General features: G+C 63.0%; 14 protein-coding genes. 9 read left to right on the top strand and 5 right to left on the bottom strand.

Annotated features, from left to right (window positions below; all coding sequences use genetic code 11):
• Positions 1 to 150: 150 nt before the first annotated feature.
• From VGL01_RS18760 to VGL01_RS18750, 3 genes are all read right to left on the bottom strand, one after another.
• Positions 151 to 1,434: an SGNH/GDSL hydrolase family protein gene (locus VGL01_RS18760; protein WP_331571961.1), complete on the bottom strand. Its 1,284-nt coding sequence runs from the start codon at positions 1,432 to 1,434 to the stop codon at positions 151 to 153.
• 141 nt (positions 1,435 to 1,575) lie between these two features.
• On the bottom strand, positions 1,576 to 2,403 hold the full coding sequence (locus tag VGL01_RS18755) for an FTR1 family iron permease (RefSeq protein ID WP_331571959.1): 828 nt from the start codon (positions 2,401 to 2,403) through the stop codon (positions 1,576 to 1,578).
• Positions 2,404 to 2,424: 21 nt separating this feature from the next.
• Complete coding sequence (locus tag VGL01_RS18750; protein ID WP_331571957.1) at positions 2,425 to 2,769, bottom strand: cupredoxin domain-containing protein; 345 nt, start codon at positions 2,767 to 2,769, stop codon at positions 2,425 to 2,427.
• A gap of 235 nt (positions 2,770 to 3,004) precedes the next feature.
• Here VGL01_RS18750 and paaA point away from each other — a divergent pair, with 235 nt between their 5' ends.
• The 7 genes from paaA to VGL01_RS18715 all read left to right on the top strand — a co-directional run bounded on the left by paaA (position 3,005) and on the right by VGL01_RS18715 (position 8,540).
• A complete protein-coding gene (gene paaA, locus VGL01_RS18745; protein ID WP_331571955.1) occupies positions 3,005 to 4,003 on the top strand; it encodes a 1,2-phenylacetyl-CoA epoxidase subunit PaaA in 999 nt (332 codons plus the stop codon).
• A 60-nt stretch (positions 4,004 to 4,063) separates the two neighbouring features.
• On the top strand, positions 4,064 to 4,348 hold the full coding sequence (gene paaB / locus VGL01_RS18740) for a 1,2-phenylacetyl-CoA epoxidase subunit PaaB (protein WP_331571953.1): 285 nt from the start codon (positions 4,064 to 4,066) through the stop codon (positions 4,346 to 4,348).
• A gap of 7 nt (positions 4,349 to 4,355) precedes the next feature.
• Positions 4,356 to 5,159, top strand: coding sequence for a 1,2-phenylacetyl-CoA epoxidase subunit PaaC (gene paaC, locus VGL01_RS18735; protein ID WP_331571951.1), 804 nt, complete (start codon positions 4,356 to 4,358; stop codon positions 5,157 to 5,159).
• Positions 5,160 to 5,201: 42 nt separating this feature from the next.
• On the top strand, positions 5,202 to 5,789 hold the full coding sequence (paaD, locus tag VGL01_RS18730; RefSeq protein ID WP_331571949.1) for a 1,2-phenylacetyl-CoA epoxidase subunit PaaD: 588 nt from the start codon (positions 5,202 to 5,204) through the stop codon (positions 5,787 to 5,789).
• 2 nt (positions 5,790 to 5,791) lie between these two features.
• Positions 5,792 to 6,880: a 1,2-phenylacetyl-CoA epoxidase subunit PaaE gene (gene paaE / locus VGL01_RS18725; protein ID WP_331571947.1), complete on the top strand. Its 1,089-nt coding sequence runs from the start codon at positions 5,792 to 5,794 to the stop codon at positions 6,878 to 6,880.
• A 138-nt stretch (positions 6,881 to 7,018) separates the two neighbouring features.
• Positions 7,019 to 7,633 carry a TetR/AcrR family transcriptional regulator gene (locus tag VGL01_RS18720; protein WP_331571945.1) on the top strand — a complete coding sequence of 205 codons (615 nt, stop codon included), beginning with the start codon at positions 7,019 to 7,021 and terminating at the stop codon, positions 7,631 to 7,633.
• Between the two features lie 241 nt (positions 7,634 to 7,874).
• Positions 7,875 to 8,540 (top strand): GNAT family N-acetyltransferase, encoded by a 666-nt coding sequence (locus tag VGL01_RS18715; protein WP_331571943.1) that lies wholly within the window; start codon positions 7,875 to 7,877, stop codon positions 8,538 to 8,540.
• Positions 8,541 to 8,557: 17 nt separating this feature from the next.
• Here the strand turns inward: VGL01_RS18715 and VGL01_RS18710 are convergent, their stop codons facing one another.
• Positions 8,558 to 9,049 (bottom strand): Lrp/AsnC family transcriptional regulator, encoded by a 492-nt coding sequence (locus VGL01_RS18710; RefSeq protein WP_331571941.1) that lies wholly within the window; start codon positions 9,047 to 9,049, stop codon positions 8,558 to 8,560.
• Between the two features lie 164 nt (positions 9,050 to 9,213).
• On the opposite strand from VGL01_RS18710, the gene hppD reads away from it, so the two are divergent.
• A complete protein-coding gene (hppD, locus tag VGL01_RS18705) occupies positions 9,214 to 10,311 on the top strand; it encodes a 4-hydroxyphenylpyruvate dioxygenase (RefSeq protein WP_331571939.1) in 1,098 nt (365 codons plus the stop codon).
• Positions 10,312 to 10,419: 108 nt separating this feature from the next.
• On the opposite strand, the gene VGL01_RS18700 is transcribed toward hppD, so the two are convergent.
• On the bottom strand, positions 10,420 to 10,626 hold the full coding sequence (locus VGL01_RS18700) for a hypothetical protein (RefSeq protein WP_331571937.1): 207 nt from the start codon (positions 10,624 to 10,626) through the stop codon (positions 10,420 to 10,422).
• 353 nt (positions 10,627 to 10,979) lie between these two features.
• On the opposite strand from VGL01_RS18700, the gene VGL01_RS18695 reads away from it, so the two are divergent.
• Positions 10,980 to 14,558, top strand: coding sequence for an indolepyruvate ferredoxin oxidoreductase family protein (locus VGL01_RS18695; RefSeq protein ID WP_331571935.1), 3,579 nt, complete (start codon positions 10,980 to 10,982; stop codon positions 14,556 to 14,558).
• Positions 14,559 to 14,630: the final 72 nt, after the last annotated feature.

Genomic DNA, 14,630 nt, shown 5'->3' with positions numbered 1-14,630 from the left:
TGCAGCCCTTCTCGTACATCGTCAACTGGTTTTTTCTCGCTTCGCTTAAAACCCGTCGACCGCGGCACGCTGCAATCCTGCGCCTCTCAAAGAGGATGCGAATAGTAGGCCAAGCAGACTCGCATGACAAGCCCGTGAACCAAACATTTTTCAGCGCCCGCGCGCGGCCGCCACGACCGCCTCGAGTGGGACCGCACGCGCCATCGCCGCGTACCCGGCATCGCTCGGATGGATGTGGTCGCCGCTGTCGTACTCGGCGCGCAGCCGATCCGGGCGGGCGCCGTCACGCAATGCCGCATCGAAATCGACCACGCCATCGAAACCCCCACCGGTGCGGATCCAGCCATTGACCGCCTGGCGCACGCTTTCGCGCTCTGCCGGCAGCGATGCGGGGGTGAGCGTCGCACCGAAGATCCGGATGCCGCGCGCGTGCGATGCGGCAACCAACCGGCGATAACCCTCGATCAAATCGCGCGCCGCGACCCGCGTATGCGGCTCGTCGCAATCGAGCCCCTTGCGCGGAGGCATCGATGCAAAATTGATGTCGTTGATCCCGATCATCACGATCGTCGCCTTCACACCGGGGCGCGCCAGCACATCGCGCCCGAAGCGACGTTCGAGCGCCTCGCCGTAGCACGGCGAATCGCTCAGAAGACGGTTGCCGCTGATGCCGAGATTGAGCACCGCTGTCGAACGTTCGCCCGCCTGCGCAAGGCGGCGCGCGAACGCGTCAGGCCAGCGCCGGTTCTGGTCGAGGCTCGAACGCATGCCGTCCGTGATGGAATCGCCGATCGCCGCAACGGCCGAGGCCCCGGCCGTCTCCACGCTGATGCCCGTCACCCACGCGTGCTCCGTAAAGCGCGCCGGATAAGCACTGGCGCCGGGATCGCCGGCATGATCGCCCCGCGCGGAAACATAGTTCACCTGATTCGCGACGCGATGCCAGGCGCTCAACACCTGTCCAGGCGCGGCATGGGCACTGATCGCATAGGCGAGCCCGGCATCGAGTTTGAAGGGAATGGCGTCGCTCTCGATCTCCTGGCCCGGCAGCAGCTCGATCGATGCGTGTCCGCCGAAGGTGACCGGTGCCGATGCGGGAGGCTTCGTCGCCGCGCCTGCCGCCGAACGCGCAAGTCGCACGTCCGTCAATACCAAGGGCGCACGTCCGTAAGCGTTGCTCAGGCGCAGCCGGACGCGCTCGCCCGACAGGGTCGGATAGACGATCTCGCGAACGGTCCGGTTGCCGACCTCCGGGGCGCGATAAAGCGGCGGCGGGTTGCGCAACTCCGGGATCGACTGTAGCGCCGTCGCCCAGGCCTCCACCCATTGCGGCTGGCCTCGGCCAGGCTCCGCGGCAGGCGCACGCACTGCCGCCAAGCACAGCAGCACCGAACAGCCCAGCCCGCCGAGTACCTTCGAAAAGCGGTAACGCATGAAATCAGTCCGTCGAAAAAGTGCAGATTGTGCACCATTCCGACGACGCCGCTATCCGGCGGCGGCCCATGGATTCAAGGCATTGGATTTCACGGGCGGCATCGCCCTATACCGGATGGGAGGAGACAGCGCCTACGCTGCCTACGCCGGCTGACGCGCGGCGCGCTGTGGGCTGGCGACCTTGCGAGCGAGCAAAACGATGGTGACGAGCGTTGCCACGTAGGCCACGACCTGGATCCCCGCCGGGCGCGCCGTATAGCCGATGAGCGTATGAAGCATCTTGCCGACGATACTGGTTTCCCGGAGCAGCCAGGAAGTGTCCCAGACCGTATCGCCCCACGATGGCACGAGACCGGCAGCGAGAAGGAAACCCATTCCCTGGCTCGCCATGCCGGCGGCAAGCAAAACGATGAGTCCGTTGGTGACACTGAACAGGCGCTTCAGCGGAATCTGCAGCAATCCTGCGTACATTGCAGCACCGAGGCCGACGCCGCCGATAATGCCGAGCAGCCCACCCACGATCATCTGGGACGTCTGCCCAGGCTCCCCCGCGGCGATCCCATACAGGAAGAGGACTGCTTCCGAGCCCTCTCGCAGCACCGCAACGCCCACGACGATGGCAAGCCCGGTCAGCGGCGTGCTGCCGGCGGCGACGGCTTTACCGATCGCCGAAAGCTGCCGCGTCATTTCCCGGCTGTGTTTGCCCATCCAGATGCTGTGCCATGCGAGCATGACGACCGCGACGAACATCACGCCCGCGTTGAACACCTCCTGCCCCATGCCCGATGCCCACGACGAAATGACGTCGGCAAAGGCCGCAATGAGGCCCGCGCCCACGACGCCGCCAACCAGACCGCCGCCGACCCACCTGCCGCGACGAGGCACCCCTTTGGTGGCCGCGAGGACGATCGAGACGACCAGCGCGGCTTCGAGAACCTCGCGAAAAACGATGAGAGCGGTGGAGAGCATGATCGGCGCGCAGTGAGGTTGTTACTTGACGGTCAGCCGGGTCTTGGATTCGGCTTCGTGGTACTCGTCGTGAAACTCGTAGGTTCCGGCTTTCAGCGGCCCCACCAGGATGTCGACCTGCTTGCCCGCGGGAATCACCTTCTCGGCTTTGAAATCGTCGCTTTCGAATTCGGCCGGCGTCGCATCGAGGTTCTTCACCGTGACCTTTACCTTCTTGCCGGCCGGAATGGTCAGCCCATCCGGAGCGAATTTGTGGTCCTTCAACGTCAGGGTGTACGAATCGTCCGCGGCAACCGCACTCGATGTGTACAGGGCCGCGGCGGCGAAGAAGAGAACGGGGACGGCGAAGGCGCGTGTGGTTTTCATGAAGGAATAAAGGGTTTCGACGTTTAATAATGAGAAGGATAATACGAGCGATTCTCATCATCAACGAGATATCCATGCGGGTTGCATGGCTTACCGCACGTCCCCGCCCGGACCGGGGTACCGGCGCGCTGCCACGCGCCTCCTTCGCGGTGCTTGCGTTATTTTATTGACCGACCGGTCGGTTGGCTTATAATCGCCATGACCGAGACCGATCGAGCAGGAGCGCTCAACCCCCATGTACACCCAATCCCTCGATATTCCGGGCAACGTCGCGCCCCCCGAACCCGGTTCGGGAACGCCGGGCGAAGCCCGCTTCGATGCCGTCATCGCCGCGGACGGCAAGATCGAACCGCAGGACTGGATGCCCGACGCCTACCGCAAGACGCTCGTGCGGCAAATTTCGCAGCACGCGCATTCCGAGATCGTCGGCATGCTGCCCGAAGGCAACTGGATCAGCCGAGCTCCGAGCCTGAAGCGCAAAGCGATTTTGCTCGCCAAGGTCCAGGACGAAGGCGGCCACGGACTCTACTTGTATAGCGCGGCCGAGACGCTCGGCGTGTCGCGCGATGCGCTGATCGACGCGCTGCATGCCGGCCGTGCCAAATATTCGAGCATCTTCAACTACCCGACGCCGACCTGGGCAGACGTCGGAGTAATCGGCTGGCTCGTCGACGGCGCCGCGATCATGAATCAGATTCCGCTATGCCGCTGCACGTATGGGCCCTACGCACGCGCGATGATCCGCATCTGCAAGGAAGAGTCGTTTCATCAGCGTCAGGGCTTCGATGCGCTGCTGGCGATGATGAAAGGCACGGATGCCCAGCGCGCCATGGTGCAGCAAGCGGTCGATCGCTGGTGGTGGCCCGTGCTCATGATGTTCGGCCCGAGCGACAAGGAGTCGGTGCACAGCAATCAGTCGGCGCAGTGGGGCATCAAGCGCATCTCGAACGACGATCTGCGCCAGAAGTTCGTCGATGCGATCGTCGAACAAGCGAAGGTACTCGGCGTGACGTTGCCCGACGCCGACCTTCGATGGAACGAAGCGCGCGGTCATTACGATTTCGGCGCGATCGACTGGGAAGAATTCAAACGTGTCCTCAATGGCGACGGCCCGTGCAACAAGGAACGGCTCGCTACGCGCGTCAAAGCGCACGACGCCGGTGCCTGGGTGCGCGAAGCGGCCCTCGCTCATGAGGAAAAACAGCGCCAGCGCGCGCAGCAACGCGCCGCCTGACGCCTTGCCACGCGAGGCGTCGGCTCGTAACCGCAAATCACGCATTCGAGGAGTGTTTCGATGAACAAAGAATGGCCGATCTGGGAAGTGTTCGTGCGCAGCAAGCAAGGGCTCGATCACAAGCACTGCGGCAGCCTGCATGCGGCGGATGCGTCGATGGCATTGCGCATGGCGCGTGATGTCTATACGCGCCGCCAGGAAGGCGTGAGCATCTGGGTCGTGCCGGCCGCGGCGATCACGGCCTCCGATCCGAATGAAAAAGGCGAGATGTTCGATCCCGCCGGCGACAAGATCTATCGACATCCGACGTTCTATACGCTGCCGGACGAAGTCAATCACATGTAATCGCGCCATGACCATCACGCCCGAACATCTCGCCTATATCCTGCGCCTCGCAGACAACGCACTCGTCCTCGGACAGCGAAACGCCGAATGGTGCGGCCACGGCCCCGTACTCGAAGAGGACATCGCGCTCGCCAATATGAGCCTCGATCTGATCGGGCAGGCGAGGCTGCTCTATTCGCATGCGGCAGCGCTCGAATTGACCCTCACGGGCGCAGTGAAGACCGAGGACGATTACGCCTATTTTCGCGACGAACGCGCTTTCGCCAACTACACGCTGCTCGAACTGCCGCATGCCGGCCCGCTCGGCGCAACGGCGCAGGCGCCGCGCGACTATGCCGTCACGATAGTGCGCAATTTCCTTTATTCGGCGCTCATGGCGTACATCTGGCGCGCGCTCGAGGCCTCGCTCGACGCCCAACTGGCCGCCATCGCGTCGAAATCGGTCAAGGAAACCCGCTATCACCTGCATCACGCTCAGGACTGGCTCGTGCGCTTCGGGGACGGCACCGACGAATCGCACCGGCGCGCGCAAGCGGCGCTCGATTATCTGATGCCTTACACGCGCGAATTCTTCGATGCCGACGCCTTGGAAGACCAGGTGGCCGCCGCGGGAGTCGGCGTGCGCACAACGACGTTCGAAGACGCATGGCGCGCCGAAGTCACGCGCACGCTCGACGAAGCGACCCTCGTCATGCCCCCCGTCGAGGGACATGTCAGTACTGGCAAGCATGGCGAGCACTCGGAGCACATGGGCTTTCTGCTTGCCGAAATGCAGTCTCTCGCGCGCCACCATCCCGGCGCGAGCTGGTAAGCGAGCCGCTCGCTCAACGTACGTGCACTGGGTCGAACCGATATGCGCCACGCATCCAACACTTCCGATCACGCCGGCTACCGGGCCGGCTCTCGTGCGAACCCGCCGGGCGACCTGCTCGCGCGGGCATGCCTTGCGCTCGAAGCGGTGCCGGATCCCGAGATTCCGGTCGTATCGATCCGCGATCTCGGCATCTTGCGAGAGGTGAGACGAGCGGCCGACGGCACGCTCGAAGTCGTCATCACGCCGACCTATTCGGGGTGCCCGGCCATGTCGCAGATCGCCGAGGACATTGGCCGCGCGCTCGATGCCGAAGGCCTTGCGCCCTATCGCATCGAAACGGTTCTGGCGCCGGCATGGACGACGGACTGGATCACGGAGGCAGCGCGCGAAAAACTGCGCGAATACGGCATCGCGCCGCCCACCGGGTCCGCGGCGGTGGATCCGGCCCAGGGATCCGGTGCCGAGCGCGTCATCCGCTTCGCGCCGCGCGCGAACGAAGCCCCGCCGTGCCCGCGCTGCGGCTCCGCCCAAACGCAACGGCTCGCGCAATTCAGCTCGACAGCATGCAAGGCGCTCTATCGTTGCCTCGATTGCCGCGAACCATTCGACTACTTCAAACCTTACTGAACATGGCGACTCCGCAATTTCATTCGCTGCGCATCCGCGAGGTGCGGCCCGAAACCGCCGATGCGGTCTCCGTTTCCTTCGAGGTGCCGCCCGAACTGCGCGATGCCTACCGGTTCACGCAAGGCCAGTTCGTTACGCTCAAAGCTCATGTCGATGGCGTCGAGATGCGGCGTTCCTATTCGATCTGCGTCGGCGTCACCGACTACGAGCGCGACGGCGAACTGCGCATCGGCGTCAAACGCGTGCGGGGCGGGCGGTTCTCGAATTTCGCATTCGAGACGCTGCAACCGGGCCATACGATCGATGTAATGACGCCCGATGGACGTTTCTTCACGCATTTGAACGCGGAGCACGGCAAGCAATACGTCGCGTTCGCGGGCGGCTCGGGCATCACGCCCGTGCTCGCGATCGTCAAGACGACGCTCGAGATGGAACCGCGCAGCAGGTTCACGCTCATCTATGGCAACCGCGATGTCGACTCGATCATGTTCGCCGAGTTGCTCGAGGATCTCAAGAACCGGTACATGAGCCGTTTCGCGCTTTATCACGTGCTGTCGGACGACATTCAGGAGGTCGAACTATTCAATGGCGTGCTCGACGAAGCAAAGTGCAAGGCATTTCTCGACGAGCTGATACCTGCGTCCGCCATCGACGAAGCGTTCATTTGCGGGCCCGCTCCGATGATGGATGCGGCCGAGCGGGCGCTCGCGGCCGCCGGTGTCGAGCCAGCCCGCATCCATGTCGAACGGTTCGGTACGCCGCTGCCGCAGGCTGGGGCGCCCGCGGTCGAGATCACGGAGCAAACGCGCGCCGCCGACCTCGAAATCGTGCTCGACGGCAAACGTCGCAAGCTCCGCCTGCCTTACGAAGGGCCGAGCCTGCTCGACGTCGGCCTGCATGCGGGGCTCGCGCTGCCTTACGCCTGCAAAGGCGGGGTGTGCTGCACGTGCCGGGCGAAGGTGATCGAGGGCGAAGTGAAGATGGATAAGAACTACACGCTCGAAGAGCCGGAAATCCGCGACGGTTTCGTACTCACTTGCCAGTGTCACCCTGTCAGCGAGCGGGTTGTAGTGAGCTACGACGAACGCTGAGCCGGGCGTTGCGGCGTTTGACTTAAACTAGCGGCCCGAGCGGGCGACCCGCCGCGCACCGACGCAGCTCGACAAGCCGCGTCGCGCGGCGTTTCGCGTTTTACGCCGCAAGCTTGCTACCTTCATCGTCACGAGTTCATGGCCCGTACCCGAGCACCCGATCACGAAGCCCAGCGCGACCAGATCCTCGAACTGGCAGCCGCCAAATTCGCGCAAACGAGTTACCCCAGCACGTCGATGGCCGATCTTGCAGCCGCCAGCGGCACGTCGAAAGCCCGCCTCTATCACTATTACGAGAGCAAGGAAGCGATCCTGTTCGACCTCCTCGACCGGTACACGCTGCGGCTCATGCTCATCATCGCGGAGGTCGAAGGCTCGAGTCAGCGTCGCGGGCTGTCCGAGCGCCAGACCTTCGCCGAACTGATCCGGGCCTTTCTGGCCGAGTACGAAACCTCGCACAGTCGCCATATCGCATTGCTCAACGACGTGAAATATCTTGTCGACACCCAGCGCGAAGTGATCCTCGATCGGCAGCGCGACGTCGTCGCCGCCTTCGCGCGCCAGTTGTCGCGCGCCTACCCCGAACGGGTCACGAAGGAAAACCAGACGTCCGTCACGATGATGGTCTTCGGCATGATCAATTGGACCTTCACCTGGCTCAAACCCGGCGGCCGTTTGCGCTATGAGGACTTCGCCGCGCAAGTCGTGGACATGCTGGAACACGGTCTCGCGGCACCTGGCGATGCCGCCTGACTTCACTCGACGCTGCATCGCAGCATTTCAATGATCCGAGAGCGGCCCTCTCTCGGCGTTGTACCCGAAAAGCAACAAACTTAGCTTACTCTTTAAAATCAATACGTTGCAGGCAGACATCTTCGCCCGTTAGAGCCACCCCTCGGCAGAAATACGGGTTTTCCCCAGTGTCAAACATGCGTTTCAAGTAGAATTCGCACTGCGGCGCAGCAATGCGCCTGCCAGATATTGGGAGAAGCCTATGAATACGCCCCGCCTCCGCGCTGCCTCGCAGGACCGCAACGATTGGCGCTCGCAAGACAACGGTCATGAACTCGTTCTCGTCCGGGAACTGACGGCCGGCGACCGCGAGCGCCTGCTCGCTCACTTTCTGGCGCTGCAGTCCGACGATCGCCTCCTGCGCTTTGGTCAGGCCGCATCCGATCAGGTCGTTGAAAACTATGTCCGCACGATCGATTTCGAGCGGGACACCGTCTTTGGCGTGTTCGACAGCGCACTCGACGTGGTCGGCGTGGGCCACTTGGCCTACCTTCCCGCCGAGGGCGAAAAACGTACGGCCGAATTCGGCGTTTCCGTGCTCGAGCGCTCGCGCGGCAAAGGTATCGGCACACGGCTTTTCGAGCGCGCGACCATGCGTTGCCGCAACACGCACGTCACCACGCTGTATATGTACTGTCTGTCGCGCAACACGACGATGATGCATATCGCGAAGAAAGCGGGAATGCGCATCGAATACGCTTACGGCAGCGCGGACGCCTATCTGACGCTGCCGCCGGCGGATCAGACCAGCATCCTCTCCGAAATGCTCCACGAACAGGCTGCCGCGTTCGACTACGCGATCAAACGCCAGACGCAGCGCACGACCGAAATCATCGAAGCTCTGCTCCCTACGGACGCGCTCGCGTAACGGCGCCACCGAGCACTTCAGACGATCGGCAATGCCGTCGTTTCCTTGAAGCTTTCCAGCGCAAAGCTCGTTTTGACATCGACGACGGACGGGTGGTGCAGCAACTGCTCCTGCACGAAGCGCGAAAAATGCACCATGTCCTGCACCTGCACGCGTAACAGGTAGTCCATCTCGCCCGTCATCGCATGGCAGGCGACGACTTCGGGCCAAGCCTGGACCGCGGCGCGAAAGAGTTCCGCGTGCGTCGTCCCCGCCCGTCCTGTCGCGCCCCCGCGTTTTTCCAGACGCACATTCACGTAGGCGAGCAATCCGAGGCCGAGCTTTTGCGCATCGAGCAGCGCGACATAGCCGCGAATCACGCCGGCCTCCTCGAGGCGCCGGATCCGGCGCAAGCACGGGCTCGGCGAGAGATTCACGCGGTCCGCGATGTCCTGATTCGATGCCCGCCCATTTTCCTGAAGAATGGCGAGAATGCGCCGGTCGACCGCATCGAGTTCGATTTGGGCCATTTTCATCGTCCTGAAACGCCATCGTTGGCAGTAAGTTGCGCAATCGTAGTCAGCCGGAGCGCAACTCGCAACATTTTGTCGCCCGTCGAGCTATACACTTGCGTTTATCCGTAGGCGTTGCGGCGCGTGTCCAGGTGGGCGCGGACCGCCCATAGGAGACACGCATGCAGTTCCAAACATGGGAGAACCCCGTCGGCACCGACGGTTTCGAATTCATCGAATACACGGCCCCCGATCCCAAAGCGCTCGGCAAACTGTTCGAGCGCCTCGGCTTCACGGCCATCGCGCGGCACCGTCACAAAGACGTGACGCTTTACCGGCAAGGCGGCATCAACTTCATCGTCAACGCGGAGCCCGACTCGTTCGCTCAGCGTTTCGCGCGCCTGCATGGGCCGTCGATCTGCGCCATCGCTTTTCGGGTCAAGGATGCGGCCAAGGCGTACCGGCATGCGCTCGAACTGGGCGCCTGGGGTTTCGATAACAAGACGGGGCCGATGGAGTTGAACATCCCCGCCATCAAGGGCGTCGGCGATTCGTTGATCTATTTCGTCGACCGTTGGCGCGGCAAGCACGGTGCGGCCTCCGGCAGCGTCGGCGATATCGATATCTACGACGTCGACTTCGAGCCGATTTCCGGCGCGAATCCGAACCCGGTCGGCCACGGCCTCACCTATATCGACCATCTCACGCATAACGTGCATCGCGGCCGCATGCGCGAATGGGCCGCTTTTTACGAGCGGCTCTTCAACTTCCGCGAGGTCCGCTACTTCGACATCGAAGGCAAGGTGACAGGCGTCAAATCGAAAGCCATGACATCGCCGTGCGGCAAGATCCGTATTCCGATCAACGAGGAAGGTTCGGAAACGGCCGGGCAAATCCAGGAGTACCTCGACGCCTATCACGGCGAAGGCATTCAGCACATCGCGCTAGGCACGAACGATATCTATCGTACGGTCGACGGCCTGCGCGAGCGGGGCATCCAATTGCTCGATACGGTCGATACCTACTACGAGCTCGTCGAGAAGCGCGTGCCCGGACATGGCGAGCCGCTCGACGAACTGCGCCGCCGCAAGATACTGATCGACGGCGCGAAGGGCGATCTGCTGCTGCAGATCTTCACCGAGAACCAGATCGGCCCGATCTTCTTCGAGATCATTCAGCGCAAGGGCAATCAAGGGTTCGGCGAGGGCAATTTCAAGGCGTTGTTCGAATCGATCGAACTCGATCAGATCCGGCGGGGCGTCGTGGACGACAAGGGCTGATCCGGGGTCACTGGGCGCCCAACAACGAAAAAGGCGGAACGCCCGCAGTAGTGCAAGCGTTCCGCCCTTCCGTGCTCGTCTATTGGAGCGCGTCGAGCCGAGGCGATCTCAGCGACGCGCGGCGAATACTTCCTCGTCGGGGGACGCTTCCCCCGCGGCATATTGATCCGCACCCGCGCCGGCCATGCGTACGCTGTGCGACACGGCGGCTGCCAGGCTCCCCGGCGTTTCGGCGCTCGTGGGGCGAACCGGAAGGTTCATGGCGAAAAATGCGGCGGAAACCATCAGAAAGCTCTGAACGTTTCGTTTGTTCATCTGTACTCCTTTTTCTCTTTCGCGCCCGATGCAGCCAGGCGCGAGTCGTTTACGGCACTCGCGTATTTCAGCGAGAACGCAATTAGACCAGGGGCGCCGCCGCGGTTCCATCTTCCATACAGTGCGTTACGTCGGTTACAGACGGATACGGCGTCCCCGTTATGAGATGTCTTTAACCCGTGCTCCGGGGGTTACTGCTGCGTATCGGCGATTTTTGACGTCCTGCGGCGGGTTTCTCCCAGTGCTACCATCTGCAAAAAACCGTCAATATGGCGGCCCCGGCCGACGCGTCCACAAGATGCCGACGCCCACGAAGTTTTGGCGATCCCAAACAGGTTGGAGGAGTCCACATAATGAATGCCCCGCTAGACGCAGGCCAGCGAGCCTCGCTCGAAGCCGCGTTGTCTTCCGTCACGCTCGACGACAAATACACCCTAGAACACGGCCGCGCTTATATGAGCGGCATCCAGGCGCTCGTCAGGCTGCCGATGCTGCAGCAAGCGCGCGATCAGATGGCCGGGCTCAATACAGCGGGATTCATATCCGGCTACCGAGGCTCCCCGCTCGGCGGACTCGACCTCGCGCTTTGGAAAGCCAAGAAGCATCTCGCGAGCCACCGCGTCGTCTTTCAGCCCGGCGTCAACGAAGATCTGGCCGCCACAGCCGTATGGGGTACGCAGCAGGTCAATCTGTACCCGAGCGCCAAATACGATGGCGTCTTCTCCATGTGGTACGGCAAAGGCCCCGGCGTCGATCGCTCGGCCGATGTGCTCAAGCATGGCAATTCGGCGGGTTCTGCGCAACACGGCGGCGTGCTCGTGCTGGCAGGAGACGATCACGCCTGCAAATCCTCGACGCTCGCGCACCAATCCGAACATATCTTCAAGGCATGCGGGTTGCCGGTGCTGTTTCCGTCGAACGTCCAGGAGTACCTCGATTTCGGCTTGCACGGCTGGGCGATGAGCCGTTACTCCGGCTTGTGGGTCGCGATGAAATGCGTGACCGATGTCGTCGAGTCGTCGGCTTCCGTCGATATCGATCCGCAGCGCACGCAGATCGTCTTGCCGGGCGACTTCGTGCTGCCCGAAGGCGGCCTGAACATTCGCTGGCCCGATCCGCCTCTCGTGCAGGAAGCCCGGCTGCTCGATTACAAGTGGTACGCGGCGCTGGCCTACGTGCGTGCGAACAAGCTCGATCGCATCGAAATCGATTCGCCGCAAGCGCGCTTCGGCATCATCACCGGCGGGAAAGCTTATCTCGACACGCGCCAGGCTCTCGTCGATCTCGGACTCGATGACGAAACCTGCTCGCGCATCGGCATTCGGCTCTACAAGGTGGGCTGCGTCTGGCCGCTCGAAGCGCAAGGCGCACATGCGTTCGCGCGAGGATTGCAGGAGATCCTCGTCGTCGAGGAGAAGCGACAGATTCTCGAGTATGCGATCAAGGAAGAGCTTTACAACTGGCCCGACGGCCAGCGTCCGCGCGTGTTCGGCAAGTTCGACGAGAAAGACGGCGCGGGCGGCGAATGGTCGGTGCCGATGGGCAACTGGCTGCTGCCGGCGCATTACGAACTCTCGCCCGCATTGATTGCGAAGGCGATTGCCACGCGGTTGGAGAAATTCGATCTGCCCGCCGAAGTGCGCGCGCGTATCGGCGCGCGCCTGGCCGTCATCGACGCCAAGGAAAAAGCACTCGCCAAGCCGCGCGTGGCGATCGAGCGCAAGCCCTGGTTCTGCTCGGGCTGTCCGCACAACACGTCGACGAACGTGCCGGAAGGCTCGCGCGCGATGGCCGGCATCGGCTGCCATTACATGACGGTCTGGATGGACCGCAACACGAGCACGTTCAGCCAGATGGGCGGCGAAGGTGTGGCCTGGACCGGGCAAGCGCCGTTCACGAACGACAACCACGTGTTCGCGAATCTGGGCGATGGCACCTACTTTCATTCAGGACTGCTCGCCATTCGCGCCGCCATCGCGGCCAAAGTCAACATCACCTACAAGATTCTCTACAACGATGCCGTCGCAATGACGGGCGGGCAACCCGTCGACGGGGTGCTGACGGTGCCGCAGATCACGCACCAGCTCGCTGCCGAAGGCGCGGCCAAGATCGTCATCGTCACCGACGAGCCGCAAAAATACGACGGCACGACGCTGCTGGCGCCCGGTGTGACGATCCATCATCGCGATACGCTCGACGCTGTGCAACGCGAGCTGCGGGAGATCCCCGGCACGACGATCCTCATCTACGACCAGACCTGTGCGACCGAAAAGCGGCGCCGCCGCAAGAAAGGGCAGTTTCCCGATCCGGCGCGGCGCGTCGTCATCAACGAGGCGGTCTGCGAAGGGTGCGGCGATTGCTCGGTCCAATCGAACTGCCTGTCGGTCGAACCGCTCGAAACGGAGTTCGGCACGAAGCGGCAAATCAATCAGTCGAGCTGCAACAAGGACTTCTCGTGTCTGAAGGGCTTCTGCCCGAGCTTCGTGACCGTGGAAGGCGGGCAGCTACGCAAGCCCAAGCCGCTCGGCGCCGATGCGGGTGAACTGCCCGAGGTGCCCGAACCCGTACTGCCCGAAATCGGGCGTCCCTATGGCGTACTGGTCACGGGTGTAGGCGGAACCGGCGTGGTGACGATCGGCGCGCTCATCGGTATGGCCGCGCATCTCGAACAAAAGGGCGTCACGGTACTCGATGTGACCGGGCTCGCGCAAAAAGGCGGCGCGGTCATGAGCCATGTGCAGATCGCCAATGCGCCCGCGGATATTCATGCCACGCGGATCGCAATGGGCGAAGCCGAACTCGTCATCGGCTGCGATGCGATCGTGACGGCCAGCGACGAATGCACGTCGCGGATGCAGTATGGGCAAACGCGCGTCGTCGTGAACAGCTCGAAGACGCCGACGGCCGATTTCATCAAGAACCCGGACTGGACCTTCCCGGGATCGAGCACCGAGAACGACGTGCGTGCGGCGGCGGGCGACGCCGTCGATTTCGTCGATGCGAACCGTTTCGCCGTCGCGCTGCTTGGCGACGCGATCTACACGAACCCGTTCGTGCTCGGCTATGCGTGGCAGCGCGGCTGGCTGCCACTCTCGCACCGCTCGCTCGTGCGCGCGATCGAGCTCAACGGCGTGCAGGTGGAGAAAAACATCGCGGCGTTCGAGTGGGGCCGCCGTGCGGCCCACGACCCGGCCAGCGTGCAGCAAGGCGCCAACCCGACAGCCGCGCGCGAGACGGCGGGCGCCACCGTGATCTCGCTGCATACGAAAAAGGCCCTCGATGCCCTCATCGCCAAGCGCATCGAGCACCTCACCGCTTATCAAAACGCTGCGTATGCCGAACGTTACCGCTCGCTCGTCGATGTGGTGCGCGCGGCGGAGCGCAACATCGAAGGCGATACCGCCAACGAGCCGCTGACCGAAGCCGTAGCGCGCAACCTTCACAAGCTGATGGCGTACAAGGACGAGTACGAGGTCGCGCGGCTGCAGACGGACCCCGCGTTTATCGCCAAATTGCAGGCCCAGTTCGAAGGCGATTGGAAGCTGAATTTCCACTTGGCCCCGCCGCTTCTCGCGAAGAAGGATGCGAACGGCCGTCTGATCAAGAAGCAATACGGCCCGTGGATGTTGTCGGCGTTCAAGGTGGTGGCCAAGCTGAAGTTCCTGCGCGGCTCGACGCTCGATCCGTTCGGCAAGACCGAAGAGCGCCGCACGGAGCGCGCGCTGATCGGCGAGTACGAGGGGCTCGTGCGCGAGCTGCTCGGCGGACTCAACGCCGATAACCGCGCACTCGCGATCGAGCTTGCGAATCTGCCTGACGGGATTCGTGGCTACGGTCACGTGAAGGAGAACAACCTGCGGGCGGTACGCGCGAAGTGGAACGATCTCGCGGCGCGCTGGCGTAAGGGGGAGGTGGCGCGGCACGCGGCCTAGCCAAGCACCGCAGCGATTAAAAAAGGCGGCTTCCCTTGCGGGTAGCCGCCTTTTTCATGCGCGCTCTCTCGA

It is taken from the genome of Trinickia sp., assembly GCF_036503415.1.
Lineage (GTDB): Bacteria > Pseudomonadota > Gammaproteobacteria > Burkholderiales > Burkholderiaceae > Trinickia.
This window is presented reverse-complemented; position numbering and strand designations above follow the sequence as displayed.

Excerpts from the sequence above, each read along its gene's own strand:
- VGL01_RS18760 (WP_331571961.1), bottom strand. The coding sequence starts at position 1,434 with ATGCGTTACCGCTTTTCGAAGGTACTCGGCGGGCTGGGCTGTTCGGTG.
- VGL01_RS18755 (WP_331571959.1), bottom strand. The coding sequence starts at position 2,403 with ATGCTCTCCACCGCTCTCATCGTTTTTCGCGAGGTTCTCGAAGCCGCG.
- VGL01_RS18750 (WP_331571957.1), bottom strand. The coding sequence starts at position 2,769 with ATGAAAACCACACGCGCCTTCGCCGTCCCCGTTCTCTTCTTCGCCGCC.
- paaA (WP_331571955.1), top strand. The coding sequence starts at position 3,005 with ATGTACACCCAATCCCTCGATATTCCGGGCAACGTCGCGCCCCCCGAA.
- paaB (WP_331571953.1), top strand. The coding sequence starts at position 4,064 with ATGAACAAAGAATGGCCGATCTGGGAAGTGTTCGTGCGCAGCAAGCAA.
- paaC (WP_331571951.1), top strand. The coding sequence starts at position 4,356 with ATGACCATCACGCCCGAACATCTCGCCTATATCCTGCGCCTCGCAGAC.
- paaD (WP_331571949.1), top strand. The coding sequence starts at position 5,202 with ATGCGCCACGCATCCAACACTTCCGATCACGCCGGCTACCGGGCCGGC.
- paaE (WP_331571947.1), top strand. The coding sequence starts at position 5,792 with ATGGCGACTCCGCAATTTCATTCGCTGCGCATCCGCGAGGTGCGGCCC.
- VGL01_RS18720 (WP_331571945.1), top strand. The coding sequence starts at position 7,019 with ATGGCCCGTACCCGAGCACCCGATCACGAAGCCCAGCGCGACCAGATC.
- VGL01_RS18715 (WP_331571943.1), top strand. The coding sequence starts at position 7,875 with ATGAATACGCCCCGCCTCCGCGCTGCCTCGCAGGACCGCAACGATTGG.
- VGL01_RS18710 (WP_331571941.1), bottom strand. The coding sequence starts at position 9,049 with ATGGCCCAAATCGAACTCGATGCGGTCGACCGGCGCATTCTCGCCATT.
- hppD (WP_331571939.1), top strand. The coding sequence starts at position 9,214 with ATGCAGTTCCAAACATGGGAGAACCCCGTCGGCACCGACGGTTTCGAA.
- VGL01_RS18700 (WP_331571937.1), bottom strand. The coding sequence starts at position 10,626 with ATGAACAAACGAAACGTTCAGAGCTTTCTGATGGTTTCCGCCGCATTT.
- VGL01_RS18695 (WP_331571935.1), top strand. The coding sequence starts at position 10,980 with ATGAATGCCCCGCTAGACGCAGGCCAGCGAGCCTCGCTCGAAGCCGCG.